Below are 15,148 nucleotides of genomic sequence, written 5' to 3' on the forward strand. Positions count from 1 at the left end.
TTTCAAGAGGTGTTGGAGCTCTTGATCGAGTTGATAGCTCAAGGCATTGTCAAAAAGGAGAAGCTATGATTGATGTAAAAGATTTAAAGTTCAGTTATACAGGAAAAGGGGAACAGACCCTGAAAGGCTTTGACTTTTCTGTAGGAAAGGGTGAAATATTCGGCTTCCTGGGTCCTTCGGGAGCAGGGAAAAGTACGACTCAAAAGATAATAATAGGCATTTTGAAAAACTACCATGGCAGTGTAAAGGTAATGAACAAAGAGCTGAAAGAACAAAAATCCGATTATTATGAAAAGATAGGAGTGGCCTTTGAATTTCCTAACCTTTACAGCAAGTTCACAGCAAAGGAAAATCTGTCATACTTCAGATCTTTATACTCCGGTGAAACAGAAGAGCCAATGAGGCTTCTGGAGCTGGTCGGCCTGGAGAAGGATGCTGATACCAGAGTTTCAGGCTTCTCCAAGGGCATGAAGATGCGGCTTAATTTCTGCAGGGCTCTGTTGAATAAGCCTGAAATACTTTTCCTTGATGAACCAACTTCTGGCTTGGACCCTGTTAACGCAAAAAAGGTGAAGGATATTATACTGGAGCGAAAAGCAGAGGGTTGCACTGTTTTTCTGACAACACACAATATGAATGATGCTGAGGATTTGTGCGATAGGGTAGCCTTCATTGTTAATGGGAGCATCTGCCTTATTGATTCACCCAGACAGATGATGATAGATAAAGGCAGAAAGAGCTTGAGGGTAGAATACCGCGAAAAGCAGGAGACATGCTTCAAGGACTTTGAACTTGCCAATTTAGGAGATAATCTGGAGTTCATGCAGCTTATAAAAAACAAGTCCATAGAGAGAATGCATACTCAGGAGGCAACTCTGGAGGACATTTTCATAGAAGTGACTGGAAGGGGACTGGTATGAGAACTCTAAGCGCAATATCATATGATATCAAGTTCCAGATAAGGCATGGCTTTTATTATGCTTATGCACTAGTAAGCGTTCTGTATATTGTGCTTCTCAGGGTAATGCCGGCGGATAGCAGGGAGTACCTATCCATACTCATACTATTAACTGACCCAACTGTGCTTGGATTCTTCTTCATAGGTGGAATAGTGCTCCTTGAAAAGGACCAAAACATATTCGCAAGTCTTTTTATCACTCCTATGAAGGTAGGGGAGTACATTACAGCAAAGCTTGTGTCGCTTACAATGCTTTCATTACTATCTTCTCTAGTCATTGCATTTTTCTCAACTCCGGGAAGCTATGATCCACTGCTGCTTTTAATATCGGTAGCTCCAAGCTCGGTATTTTTCACACTTGCAGGACTTGCTCTGGCAGTCAGGGTTAAATCAATAAATGGATATATAATAGCATCTCCCTTTTTCCTGACACCGTTCATACTGCCATTATTGGGATTTATGAAGCTTTTCAACTCTCCAATTTACTATTTACTTCCTGGGTATAGCTCAGTACAGCTGCTTGCTGGTGCTTATAACGGAATTTCATTTGCTGATGCGTTGTATTCCATAGTACTTATTGCTGTATGGGATGTACTGGCATATATCTGGGCATGCAGATGGTTTAGAAAATATATAATAGCAGGAATTGGAGGTGGAAGCATATGAGAAAGTTTTTGGCACTTTTCTTCGGGGATATGAAGAATATCAGCCGTGACTCAATGCTGCTCATATCTATATTTGCTCCCTTCATTCTTGCTTTTTTGATGAGACCGGGACTGACCTTTGCAAGGGAGATACTGCTCAGAGAACTCTCCTTTGATCTTTCTCAGTACTACACTCTCATAATGAGTGTCATTATTCTTATCACTCCAATGATGATGGGAATGCTGTCCGGGTTTCTGATACTGGATGAAAGGGATGAAAACATCCTGTCTTTCTATTCGGTTACTCCTCTTTCAAAGTCAGGATACCTTTTTTATAGAGTTGCAATGCCTACGGTTATGAGCTTTCTACTCTCCTTCTTCGTATTTTATTTCATAGGGATAGCAGAATGCAGAATAGAGTTTCTTATACCGGTGCTTCTGCTCTGTGCACTAGAGTCACCGATGATGGCATTATTTCTTGGTGCTTTTGCTTCCAATAAGGTGGAGGGACTGGTACTGACAAAAGCTTTTGGGATACTTTTTATTGCTCCTGTTGCTGGGTACTTTATCAAGTCAAATTGGCAATATGCAGCTGGAATAGCCCCGACTTATTGGGTTTCAAAGGCATTGCTTGAAGGCTCTCTGGCAAACGGCAGCTATTGGATATATGTTGTTGTTGGGGCGACTGTACACTTACTAATTATTAGCTTGCTCGTAAGGCGTTTTGAGAACCTTTATATATAGTAATGCATATTATGAACAAACCTCAGAGCAGCACTGAATAATTGTTTGTTATAAAGTGAATTATAGGTTTATAAAGCTGGCAAAATGTACTCATATTATTGTCAAGTATAAAGCCTTGTGATATAATCAATTAAGATTGATTTGGATAAAAATATAATATTGTAGTAATCGTTGATGGAGAGAGTAAATTGTGAAAGGCTTAAAGAGAGGTGCTGCCACAGGCTGAGAGCGCACCAGCAATGTAGCAATTGAAGTTCACTCCGGAGATTCAAGGCTGAACATGGTACCTCGTAAAGCATTTTATTTCTAGGGCGAGCGAGGCACCAAACAGATGTAGTGCATTTTTAACACTTGAAATACGGGAAATCTGTGGTGTTAAAAAGCACTGGTAGGCTTTGACGGCTGATACCGTTATATTTTTAAGCGGTTTGCAGTTATGCAAACAAGCAGGGTGGTACCGCGGATAACCTTCGTCCCTTTTTTGGGAATGAAGGTTTTAATTTTTGCCTATAATTAGTAATATGACCTTATAGAAAGGAGCATGAAAAATGAAAGAAACGCTAGAAAAAATCAAGATGCAGTCCGTTAAGGAATTGGAAAGTGTCCAGTCGCAGAAGCAGCTGGAAGAGTTAAGAATCAAGTATCTGGGTAAAAAGGGAGAGCTTACACAGGTACTTAGGGGGATGGGAGGTCTGACCACAGAGGAAAGACCCATAATTGGACAGCTTGCTAATGAAATCAGGGATTATATCAATGAGAAGATTGAAGAAACAGCATACTGCTTGAAGAGAAAGGATTTGGAGAGCAGGCTGAGGAGCGAATTCATCGATGTAACAATGCCGCCAAAAAGAAAAGCACTGGGCAATAAGCATCCGCTTACTAAAGTGTTGGATGAAGTCAACCAGATATTCATAGGCATGGGATTTTCCATAGTTGAAGGGCCTGAAATAGAAAAGACCTACTATAACTTTGATGCATTAAATCACAGCAAATATCACCCAGCAAGGGATATTCAGGATACCTTCTATGTTACAGAGGAAATACTATTAAGAACACAGACCTCTCCTATGCAGGTCAGGACAATGGAGCAGCAGAAGCCCCCAATAAGGGTTCTGGTGCCTGGCAAGGTCTACAGGAGAGATGAGATAGATGCAACACATTCACCTATGTTCCATCAGATAGAAGGTCTGGTTGTGGACAAGGGGATAACAATGGCGAATTTGAAGGGGACTCTGGACGTGTTCGCAAAGAGGCTTTACGGTGAGAACACAAAGACTAGATTCAGACCTCACCACTTCCCATTTACAGAGCCAAGCGCTGAGATGGACTGCACATGCTCCGCCTGCAAGGGAGCAGGCTGCAGAGTGTGCAAGAATGAAGGCTGGATAGAGATACTGGGTGCCGGCATGGTACATCCTAATGTACTCAGAAACTGCGGCATTGACCCGGAAGTGTACTCAGGCTTTGCATTCGGCATGGGCCTCGATAGGATTGCACTGCTGAAGTACGATGTGGAGGACCTCAGGCTTTTCTTCGAAAATGACAAGAGGTTCCTTGCGCAGTTTTAAGAATGAAAAAGAAGGAAAGGTGATAGATTATGCTGGTACCTATTAAGTGGTTAAAGGACTATGTTGATATAAAGATTGACTCCAAAGGCTATGCAGATGCAATGACAATGTCGGGGTCAAAGGTTGAGAGAATTGAAGAGCTTGGAAAGGAAATCGACAATGTTGTCGTAGGAAAAATTCTGAAGACTGAGAAGCATCCGGATGCTGACAAGCTGACTGTTGCGCAGTGTGATGTCGGAACAGAGGTTATACAGATTGTAACAGGGGCTGATAATATAAAGGAAGGGGATTATATTCCCATAGCCAAGAACGGTTCAACCCTGCCTGGCGGAGTTAAGATAAAAAAAGGAAAGCTTAGGGGCATAGAATCAAACGGAATGATGTGCTCAGCCCAGGAGTTGGCTTTAGAGCTTGACAATCTGCCTGAGGAGCTGCTGGATGGAATATATATACTGGACAAGGAATATCCTCTCGGTGCAGATATAAAGGACATACTGGGACTTAATGACACTGTGATAGAATTTGAAATAACAAACAACAGACCGGATTGTCTGAGCATCATAGGCATAGCCAGGGAAACGGCAGCAACCTTTGAGCGCGTGATGAAATACCCGGAAACAGGCTTTAAGGAAAATGCAGAAAACATAAAGGACTATATTGACATACAGGTGAAAAACAGTGAACTATGCCCAAGATATTCAGCCAGAATGGTCAAGAATATCATCATTAAGGATTCGCCCGCTTGGATGCAGGAAAGACTGATAAAAGCAGGTGTCAGGCCAATAAGCAACATAGTTGATATAACTAACTATGTAATGCTGGAGCTTGGTCAGCCCATGCACGCTTTCGACTACAGGGATTTGGAAGATAAAAAAATCATTGTAAGGAATGCAATGCCGGGAGAAACCATTAAAACTCTTGATGAAGTAGAACGAAAACTTGACGAGTCAATGCTTGTCATAGCAGACGCAACTAAACCTACTGGAATTGCAGGAGTTATGGGCGGTTATGGCAGTGAAATAAAAAATGATACTAATGCAGTAATATTTGAATGTGCGAACTTTGCTCCAGTCAATATAAGAATGACATCCAAGAAGCTGGGGCTAAGGACTGAGGCATCTTCGAGATATGAAAAAGGTATAGATACCGAGCTTGCCACAATTGCACTGGACAGAGCATGCAGTCTGGTTGAGCAGATAGGTGCAGGAGAAGTTGTCGGCGGAAAGATTGATCTGTACCCTGTTCCCAGAAAAGCTCGAAAACTGAACCTCAATGTCAAGAAGGTCAGGGACTTCATAGGAGCCCAGGATATAACCGGAGAAATGATAGTGAAGTATCTCACCTCACTTGAATTCAAGGTAGAAGTTAAAGAAGACCTGGAGATAACAGTACCTACTTTCAGAGACGATGTTAATGTAGATGTAGACTTGATAGAAGAAATCGCAAGGCTTTACGGGTATGATAAGATACCTACAGACCTGATGGATACCACCTTCACACAGGGAGGAAAGAACTACAGGCAGAATATAAGAGATATGGTAAAGACCAACATGGTTGCGCAAGGACTATACGAAGTATTGACATATTCCTTTGTCAGCCCAGGGGTATATAATAAAATAAACCTTAAAGCAGAGAATCCACTGAGGAATGCCATAAAGCTCACTAACCCCCTTGGGGAAGATCAGAGCATAATGAGAACCACAATGATACCTAATATGCTGGAGGTAATATCAAGGAACTACAACAAGAAGATAGCTGAAGGGCAGTTCTTTGAACTTGCAAAGGTGTATCTGTCTGAAGTACTGCCTTTAGAGGGACTTGCAGAGGAGAAAGAAACGCTTACCATTGGAATGTATGGAAATGTGGATTTCTTCGACATGAAGGGTGTTGTGGAGAATCTATTGGAAGAACTGAACATATATAAATACAGGATATTGTCCTCCAATAATGACAGCATGCATCCGGGAAGGACAGCAGAGCTTCTGATAAACAACAAGAGGGTAGGCTGCTTGGGCGAAGTTCATCCTGATGTGCTGGATAACTATGATATACCGGTTGTGGTGTATATTGCCGAGCTTAATTTTGAGGAAATACTAAAGCAGAGTGATATGAATATAAAATACAGGTCTCTGCCTAAGTATCCATCAGTTGCAAGAGATATCGCAGTAGTTGTGACTGAAGAGATCACAGCTGGGCAAGTAGAGGAGATTATCAGAAACAAAGGCGGCAAGCTAATTGAAGAGGTCAAGCTATTTGACATATACAGGGGCAGCCAGATTGAGGAAGGCTACAAGAGCATGGCGTACTCAATAGTATACAGGTCTGACGAAAAGACACTGTCAGAAGAGGATATCGCAAAGGTTCACAACAAAATAGTGAACTCACTTATAAATCAGGTGGGAGCAGCACTTAGACAGTAAGAATAACTATAGGGCGAACACTGTTCGCCCCTACATTTCATTAAAGATTAAGACCTCGTCAGGAAACTGACGGGGTTTTTGTTGACTTTTTCACTGATATTTCACTAAATGTTCATAAAATATTCACAATTATCCAATGAAAGTTCAATATTTTCTGATAATATATAAATAATGCGCAATAAGGTACAGTAGATTTCTGCGATTTGTTTGGGAAGCGGGGGTAGGTTGGCTTGAATAAAATCATAGAAGTAAGGGATTTGGTTAAGCACTTTGAAATCACCTCAACTAAAGGGCTTAATAAGAACTATGTAAAAGCAGTAGACGGTGTGTCCTTTGACATACTGGAGGGGGAGACTCTCGGACTTGTGGGTGAAAGCGGGTGCGGAAAATCTACCACAGGAAGGCTGATTCTAAGACTTATAAAGCCTACGACCGGGGAGATATATCTTGAGGGCAAAAATATAAACGATATTTCGGAAAAGGAGCTGAGGGGCATAAGGAAGGACATTCAGGTTGTCTTTCAGAACCCATATTCAGCCTTGGATCCAAAGATGATAATCGAGGATATCCTTTCTGAGCCCTTGAGCATACATAAAATAGTATTCAAATATGATTACGACAAAGAGGTAAAGAGACTCCTGAATTTGGTAGGCTTAAGCGAAAAGGACGCAAAGAAATTCCCACACGAGTTCAGCGGCGGGCAGCGTCAGAGAATCGGAATTGCAAGAGCAATAGCTACGAAGCCCAAGTTCATTATATGTGATGAGCCTGTTTCTGCTCTGGACGTATCAGTCCAATCTCAGATCCTCAATCTTTTAGACGACCTTCAAAAGGAGCTTAAGGTATCCTATCTTTTCATAGCCCATGGACTAAATGTCATAAGACATGTTTCCAACAAGGTAGGGGTCATGTATCTTGGGAAAATCGTTGAGTTGGGAAGCGTAGAGGAAATATTCAACAACCCGGTGCATCCTTATACAAAGGCGCTGCTTTCATCTGCGCCAATACCTGATCCCTTCAGCCATAAAGAGAAAGAAGTGTTGGAAGGGGAAATACCAAGTCCGGTCTCACCACCAAGCGGCTGCAGCTTCCACCCCAGATGCAGGTATGCTATGAGGATTTGCAGTGAGAAAAAACCATTCATACAGAATATAAACGAAAATCATAAGGTATCATGCCACTTGATTGATTCAGATAATGACTTCAAGGGGGTGTTAGCTTGATAAATAGATTTAAGTTTGCTTCAAAGAAAGTATTACTATCTGTTCTCATTTTTCTAATATTTGTCTATGTTACAGTGCTGTTATGCACTATACCAACAGACTTTACCATTACATTTGAAAATGGGAAGGCGACGCCCTCACATATCGGAGTTTTAATAATCAAAGACACAAATGAAAAGTTCATTTCGTTATTAAAGCTTGATTTGGGTAGGACAGGCAAGGATGAAAGGTCTTTGAACTATCTGGTCACAAGTATAATGAAGAATTCTGTATTTCTTTTGGCTGGCGGAATAATACTTGCAGTACTTCTTGGTGTTTCAAAGGGCATAATTGACAGTAAAAGGGGTAGTACAAGTGAGTCCAGCCTTAAAGTACTGGGCACAATTATACCCATTTCCCTCCCTGACATATTGGTTATAGCACTTCTGCAGCGTCTTGCAGTATTTCTGAACAATCACGGTATAGAGATATTCAAGGTAGGGGGCGGTGGTTCGATAAATCACGTGCTGCTTCCGATAATAGCTCTTTCGATACTTCCTGCCTGCTACATAGCAAGAATAACCTCGATGGCAATAGATAACTGCTATCAGCAGGATTTTATCAAGGTTGCAGTAGGGAAGGGCTGCTCAAGCTACAGGGTTCTCTGGAATCATGTTATGAGAAATGCAATACCGTCTATAATAGACAGTTTTCCTACTATCACTTCGATTATAATTGGCAATCTTCTTATGGTGGAAAAGCTTTTTTCTTATCCCGGCTTGACACAATCGCTTCTTAATTTTTACTCCCATAATGATAGAGACGGGGTAATAGCAAATATTATCTTAATTGGAATAATTTATTTTATTCTTGATGCGACCTTTAACATGCTTAAATGGTTGATTGTCAAGCCTCTTAAGGAGGAAAGCATATGAAGAAATTAATTGCTGGCATGGCAATGTCTAGGTTTAATATAAAGAAGCTGAACATTCCCCTGATAATTGGCATTGCAATCATTGCTGCTCTGATAATGTTCAGCATTTATCCTGAAATTTTTACCCCCTCTGATCCTTATGGAAAGGAGAGACAGGAATTTGTATTCATAGACGGCAAAATAAACCTTTTCAGTCCTCCGGTTGAGCCCTGCGCAGAATATCCATGGGGTACTGATGTATATGGACGAGATATGAGAAGCTTAATATTTTACGGCTGCAGGCTTACACTTCTTACTGCCATATTTATCGCTTTCGGAAGGCTTCTGATATCGCTTCCCCTTGCAATATTGGCGGGATATAGAAATAAACTGGCTGTATGGGTTATGCGACAGTTCAGCATAATGTTCAGTGCATTTCCTCTGATAATATTCACACTGCTTTTCACGCGAATAAAGCTTGTAGCGGATGTTTTCAAGGAGCCTACAAGTATAGTGGCATATATACTTATAATCTTTGGATGGAGCAGGCTTTCGAATCTCCTTAAAGAGAAAGTGGAGGGAATACTCAGCCAGGATTTTATTGAGGGTGAGATAGCGATAGGTAAGAACAGGCTGGAGATTGCTCTTCAAAACATAATACCACATTTGATACCCACTATTGTTGTGCTGTTTTTCCTCGAGATTGCACAGGCATTGCTGATATTATCGCAGATAGGCGTGTTTGGACTCATCGTGAGCGGAGGAATTGTCAACGGGGATGGGGATTACCGCATGCCCTTTGAAATAGACTGGGCATCACTTTTGATGGCATCTCAATGGTTTATATCGACTGGGAAGTACTGGCTTGTGCTTTATCCAGCGGCGGCCTTTTCTGTTAGCATAATAGGCTTTAACCTTCTCGGAGAAGGATTGAGGCTGGAGTTTGACAAGAGAAGCTCAAGGATAATAAGCTGGATCAGAGGAATACCCGGTTTTCTTTCCCCTATAAAACTTATATATGAAATCAGACATATTGATACCTACAGGAGAAGTGTAAGAAGAAAGCTGCTATTCTACACTGTAATACTTGTTATAGCATTCTTCCCTCAAGGAGGCAGCTTATATAAGTTCAATACAGTAAATGCTTTCAGCACAATAAGCGAGCTGTCCAAGCCTGAATATGAGGGGAGAAAAGCGGGAAGCGGAAAAAATGAGATTATAGCAAATTATATAGCGGATAAATTGAAAGGGTATGGGATTCAGCCCTTTGACGGCAATTACTTCCATGAATTTGACATGGAGACGGCCTTTAATGTCAAGAACTCGACGATGACAGTAGTTGGAGAGGCTTCAGGATCTGCTGCCCTTGAATTCAGGAAGGATTATTTCATTACCACTCCTGCAAATATAAACGGCACTTATGAGTTAACATACGTTACTCCGAAGGAAGTAGGTCTCTATATGTACAGTCGGAATGCATTCGACCATCTGCGAAACAAGGTGCTGCTCGCAGATGTCAGAGGACTTGACGGTATTGCCTTTAAAAGGTTTGTGGGAGTAATCAATAATATTGTGAAACCACAGGCTCTTATATACATTTCTGATTGGGAAAGTGAGAAGGTAATAAAAAAGGAGACTGTTGACCGCAATGCAGCAAATGACAAAGCGACGCTCAATATCTCGCTGTCCTCTGACAAAGGCGATGAACTTCTCAGGAAGGCTAATTCCAAGATAACATTGAACATAGAGTGTGAGCTTTTCAATAATCCCAAGAGTACAAGCGTGGTAGGTTATATTCCCGGTTCTGATAAAAGTCTGAAGGATGAAATCATATTTGTGGGCAGCAGCTTTGATTCAGTGGGTGATGACGAGAATATCAAGTATCCATCCTCAATGGAAGCAGGTGGCACCGCCCTTGAACTGGAGATTGCCCGTGTAATCGGCAGCAGTAAGAAAAGGCCTGAGCGGACAGTGATATTTGCTTTCTGGGATGGCACACTGACCAGAGACAGTGGCTGCATGATCTTCCTGGAGAAGTATTTTAAAGAGGAGTACAAGAAAGCCTTTTATGTAGATCTTAAAAACTTTGGCTTCGAACAATCCGATAAAGTTATTATAGATACTACCAATACCCTTCCTAAAGAGTACCTTGCGCAGAAATATATAAAAGCTTTAAAGAAGCATGCAAGAAGAAATGAAGTAAAGGTGATATATGGAAAAATTGGTTCTCCAATTACACAGTACACGCTAGAATCGGATATAAACTCTATTATTATTGATAGCGAGGGAATAGAAGAGGACATAAAGACGGCAAATGATAATCTGGATAACATAGACAGGGGAAAGCTCAAAGGTCCGGGACAAATGATTGTTGATACAGTTTATGATATAGTGTGCGGGGGTATAAGATAATGGGCAGCTTGTTTGAGATTAAGGATTTGAAAACCTATTTCATGATGGATAGGCAAGAGATAAAAGCAGTTGACGGAGTAACCTTCAGCCTCGACAGAAATGAAACCCTTGCAATCGTCGGTGAATCGGGCAGCGGAAAAAGTGTAACTGTTCTTTCTGCCATGCGTCTGATAAACCCCCCAGGAAAGATTGTAAATGGGGAGATAATGTTTGATAACAAAAACCTCCTGCAGCTGACAGAAAAGCAAATGACAATGATTCGGGGAGATAGAATCTCCATGGTTTACCAGGAGCCCATGACCTCGCTGAATCCGGTAATACCGGTAGGAGAACAGATAAGAGAAGCAATTACTATTCATAAAGCCTCATCAAAAATGGAATCCAAGGAGCGAGCTATAGAGCTTATGAACTTTGTAAGCATTCCTGAGGCCAGGTTGAGATACAATGAACTGCCGGCAAAATTCAGCGGAGGCATGCGGCAAAGGATAATGATTGCCATAGCAATAGCATGCAATCCTGATGTACTTATAGCCGATGAACCGACCACCGCACTGGATGTAACTATTCAGGCTGAAATAATGGAGCTTCTAAGATCCATGAAGAATAAGCTGAACATGTCAATGCTGCTTATCACCCACGATCTGGGGATAGTAGCGGAGAATGCTGACAGGGTCATCGTGATGTACTGTGGAAAAGTTATGGAGGAAGCGACTGTGGTCAGCCTTTTCAGAAATCCGATGCATCCATATACAGTAGGCTTGATGGAGTGCATTCCGAGGATTGACATAAAGGTAGACAAATTGAATGCAATACCCGGCTATGTGCCGCATCCCTCCCAATATCCAAGGGGCTGCAGGTTCAGCAACAGGTGCAGCAGGGCAATGGATATATGCAGCAAAGAGCTGGCGGAGCTTATAGAAATTGAAGATGGACATAAGGTAAGGTGTTGGCTATATATGAAGGGAGGAGAGGCACGATGAAAGTCAAGAAAAAGTTAGGCTTGCTGCTGGGAATAATTCTTTTGATATCAATAATAAGTATAACGACCATCATTGCAGCTGTGCCATCAAAGCACAGGAAAATTGTTATAAGCACGGCGCACAAGAAGAATCTGGTGCAGACGGTTACTGTGGAAGGTGTTGTAGAGCCTAATAAAAAGCAGATAATAAACCTTGATTCCAACCAGAAGGTGTTAGAGGTATTTGCTGCGGTCGGTCAGGAGATAAAAAAGGGAGACCTGGTCTTAAAGCTGGATAGCTCTGATAACCAGTATAAGCTGAGCGTTGAGGAGATAAACCTGAAGCTGGCAGAAAGAGAGCTGTCAAAAGTATTGAAGAATGGGAAGACTGACAAGAAAGATGTGGAGTACTCTTTTAAACAAGCGGAAATTGCATATGCAGATGGGTCGGCTGGACTGGAGTCTGCACAGAATTCACTGGCGGCTGACAAACTGCTTTTTGAAAATGGTGCAATATCAAGGAGTCAGTATGTGGAGTCACAGAAAAATGTCAGAGACCAAGAGAACAGAATGACTCTGAAGGCTATGGAAATGAACAGGGCCAGCCAGAGTCTTGCTAATTTTGACTTGGATAAGGATGAGCAGGTTTTTAAGCTTGGGAGCAACATAAGCCTTATACAGCAGAATATAAGCAATCTGAAATCAAAGGTGGATGCAGACACAAGGGCTAATATAGACGGGAAGATAGTAAAGCTGGAGGTTGAGACGGATCAATATCCGACCGATGATAACTCTCAAATACTTATATATGACATGTCAAAGCAAATGGTTAATATTCAGCTTAAGCAGCAGGAGGCCTTGTATATAAAAGAGGGAATGAAGGCTGGTATAAAGGTCAAGGGTTTGGATGAAAAAGAGTATGCGGGCACTGTAGTTGATGTTGATGATGTAGCCCTGACTTCGATAAGCGGGGGAAATGGTTCAAAGGTAAATGTCAAAATAAGCATAGATAACCCCGACGAGAGGATAAAAATAGGATACGATGTAGAGGTGAAAATTAACCTCTACATAAAGGATGAAGCAGTTGTAGTCGATTTTGAGTCTATTGTACAGGACAATGACGGGAAGAAGTACATTTATTTCGTTAAGGATAATGTGGCACAAAGAAGGCCTGTAGGCACAGGTATAGAAACAAGCTTTGAGGTTGAAATCACTGAAGGAATCATTCAGGGCGACAGGTATGTGGTGAATCCCCCGGAGGAAATGCAGGAAAAGAGTTCAATGAAGATCTGGGGTTGGAGGTATGAGTCAAAATGATTCTTAATGAATCCAGAGTACTTATCAGAACAGAGAAGCTGAGTAAATCCTATAAGCTGGGAAATGAGATGAAGGTAGCGGTTAGGGAAGTTGATATAAAGATAGTGCAGGGAGAGTTTGTTATAATCGAAGGCTTAAGAGGGCTTCAGAAAAATGTATTTGTTAACCTTATGGGGTGCCTTGAGAGACCCACTGTGGGAAAGTACTACTTTGATTATGAGGATATCGCTTTAGCAAAAGAAGGCATATTGGATGACATAAGGAAGCTTAAGCTGGGCTATCTATTCAGGGATTTCAACCTTATTGCCAGATTGACAGCAGCTCAGAATATAGAAGTACTACTGCAGGGCTTGAATATATCACAGGCGGAGAAAAGGGACAGGCTGCAGAAGACATTAAAACGCTTTGACATCGAGTCAATTGCTGAGAAAAAGGTATCTGAGCTGACCGATTATCAGAAGCAGCTGGTTTCACTCGCAAGAGCAGTTGTGAACAGCCCGCTGATGATAATTGCAGACGAACCTGCAGCAAATCTTAACAGCAAAGAAGAGAAGGAACTCATGGAGCATTTGCTAAGGCTGAACAGTGAAGGCATTGCTATTATGCTCATTACTGAGAATACAGAATTGAAAGCCTCGAACAGATTCAGGCTGATTTCCTTTCAGGACGGCAGGATATCTGAGGATAAGGAAGTCCAAAAGCTTTCCCTTGTAAGGAGGGAGGCTTGATATGAAAGTATTAATGCTTAAGAGGACTGCAAGATATTTGATATCAGCAGCAGGAATAATCATAGGTTTAGCTGCAGCAATGGTGATTTTTGGGATTGCAGAGGGTGGGACGTCTGTATTGAATGACAGCTTTTGGCGCAATGGAGTTAAGGTTTATGACGTAGAGCTTAAGGATAGAGGACTTGACTCACAGGAATATCTGCTTAAGGAGGATGTAAGGCTGCTCACTGATAAGATGCCCGAAGTTGAGGGCAGTATCCCGGTACTTAGTCTGGAAGCACAGCTAAAGTCCTATAAGGCTGCGGTCAGTGCCCGCACATTTGCAGTGAATGAAAAGTACCAGCAGTATGCCAACCTTGAAATGCTTAAGGGTAGTTTTATTAATGAGCAGGATGTGCGTCATGCAAGCAAAATTGCAGCTATTGATGAGCTTACTGCATTGGAGCTCTATGGCACGACTGATATAATTGGACAGAAGCTGGACCTTCAGGTAAACGGAAAAAAGGTTGAGTTCATAATTGCAGGAGTTTTCAGGAACTTTAATAAGAACATTGAAACAATGTTTGATGATAAGATTCCGGGCATGTGCTTTATTCCGGACAGCGTACCCGAGGATGTTTCTTTTGAATACAGCGTAGAAAAGCTGGTTGCATTGGTGAAGGATAATCTGCATAAAGAAGAAGCTGCCGCTAAGCTCAGCCACCTGCTTGAGAAAGAGCATGGGGTTGTGGGTATGTACGATATTAATGAATATAAGCAGCTGCCGGAAGTGGCAGAGTTTACAGACAAGTATCTCGTATTCGCTGTGATTATAGCAATAGTAGGGCTAATATCCGGTGGGATTGGGGTAATGTATGCAATGCTCCTCAATATACAGGAAAGAAAAAAGGAGATAGGACTATACAAGTTTTACGGCTCGGGAATAAAAGAGCTTCAGTATGATATTGTATATAGAACCCTAGTTATTTGTCATAGCTGCGGCGCGTTGGGGTTGATATTGGGAATACTGACAGGAAGCTTTATAGGGAGCTTTATAAACATCCGTGCGAGGTTTACACTGCTGTCAATTTTTATAACAATAGCGGCTTCGGTACTTGTGGGTATAATAAGCAGTCTGTATCCGGCTTCAAGGATAAAGCAGGTTGATGCTTCGGAAGCTATTTGGGGTGAGTAAGAAGTGCTTATACAGGGCATATGCGCTTATATTACAATTATTTTATGCGTATGGTAAAAAATGAAGGAAAATTTGCATTTTTTGAAGAATAATATACGGATATACATGCG

At 41.7% G+C, this 15,148-nt stretch carries 12 protein-coding genes and 1 other annotated feature; all 12 genes read left to right on the forward strand.

Features of this window, described 5'->3' with window-relative positions; all coding sequences use genetic code 11:
* The first annotated feature begins 65 nt into the window (after positions 1-65).
* The 12 genes from VEB00_10560 (at position 66) to VEB00_10615 (ending at position 15,038) form a co-directional block, all read left to right on the forward strand.
* Positions 66-920 carry an ABC transporter ATP-binding protein gene (locus VEB00_10560; protein ID HYF83452.1) on the forward strand — a complete coding sequence of 285 codons (855 nt, stop codon included), beginning with the start codon at positions 66-68 and terminating at the stop codon, positions 918-920.
* Positions 917-1,624, forward strand: coding sequence for a hypothetical protein (locus VEB00_10565; GenBank protein ID HYF83453.1), 708 nt, complete (start codon positions 917-919; stop codon positions 1,622-1,624). The genes VEB00_10560 and VEB00_10565 overlap by 4 nt, the downstream gene beginning before the upstream one ends.
* The gene (locus VEB00_10570; GenBank protein ID HYF83454.1) at positions 1,621-2,346 is read left to right on the forward strand and encodes a hypothetical protein; all 726 of its coding nucleotides are present in this window, start codon (positions 1,621-1,623) and stop codon (positions 2,344-2,346) included. Before VEB00_10565 ends, VEB00_10570 begins: the two co-directional genes overlap by 4 nt.
* Before the next feature lie 162 nt (positions 2,347-2,508).
* Positions 2,509-2,827, forward strand: a binding site (T-box leader).
* A gap of 67 nt (positions 2,828-2,894) precedes the next feature.
* On the forward strand, positions 2,895-3,914 hold the full coding sequence (gene pheS, locus VEB00_10575; protein ID HYF83455.1) for a phenylalanine--tRNA ligase subunit alpha: 1,020 nt from the start codon (positions 2,895-2,897) through the stop codon (positions 3,912-3,914).
* A 29-nt stretch (positions 3,915-3,943) separates the two neighbouring features.
* Positions 3,944-6,334 (forward strand): phenylalanine--tRNA ligase subunit beta, encoded by a 2,391-nt coding sequence (gene pheT, locus VEB00_10580; GenBank protein ID HYF83456.1) that lies wholly within the window; start codon positions 3,944-3,946, stop codon positions 6,332-6,334.
* A gap of 230 nt (positions 6,335-6,564) precedes the next feature.
* Complete coding sequence (locus VEB00_10585) at positions 6,565-7,557, forward strand: ABC transporter ATP-binding protein (GenBank protein HYF83457.1); 993 nt, start codon at positions 6,565-6,567, stop codon at positions 7,555-7,557.
* A complete protein-coding gene (locus VEB00_10590; GenBank protein HYF83458.1) occupies positions 7,554-8,471 on the forward strand; it encodes an ABC transporter permease subunit in 918 nt (305 codons plus the stop codon). The genes VEB00_10585 and VEB00_10590 overlap by 4 nt, the downstream gene beginning before the upstream one ends.
* Entirely contained in the window at positions 8,468-10,861 is a 2,394-nt protein-coding gene (locus VEB00_10595; GenBank protein ID HYF83459.1) for a M28 family peptidase, read from the forward strand. The genes VEB00_10590 and VEB00_10595 overlap by 4 nt, the downstream gene beginning before the upstream one ends.
* Entirely contained in the window at positions 10,861-11,841 is a 981-nt protein-coding gene (locus VEB00_10600; protein ID HYF83460.1) for an ABC transporter ATP-binding protein, read from the forward strand. The genes VEB00_10595 and VEB00_10600 overlap by 1 nt, the downstream gene beginning before the upstream one ends.
* Positions 11,838-13,136, forward strand: a complete 1,299-nt coding sequence (locus VEB00_10605; protein ID HYF83461.1) for an HlyD family efflux transporter periplasmic adaptor subunit — start codon at positions 11,838-11,840, stop codon at positions 13,134-13,136. Before VEB00_10600 ends, VEB00_10605 begins: the two co-directional genes overlap by 4 nt.
* Entirely contained in the window at positions 13,133-13,864 is a 732-nt protein-coding gene (locus VEB00_10610) for an ATP-binding cassette domain-containing protein (protein ID HYF83462.1), read from the forward strand. Before VEB00_10605 ends, VEB00_10610 begins: the two co-directional genes overlap by 4 nt.
* Position 13,865: 1 nt before the next feature.
* The gene (locus VEB00_10615) at positions 13,866-15,038 is read left to right on the forward strand and encodes an ABC transporter permease (GenBank protein HYF83463.1); all 1,173 of its coding nucleotides are present in this window, start codon (positions 13,866-13,868) and stop codon (positions 15,036-15,038) included.
* The last annotated feature ends 110 nt before the right edge of the window (positions 15,039-15,148 follow it).

The sequence above is a fragment of the Clostridia bacterium genome, assembly GCA_035628995.1.
In the GTDB taxonomy this organism is placed as follows: domain Bacteria; phylum Bacillota; class Clostridia; order Lutisporales; family Lutisporaceae; genus BRH-c25.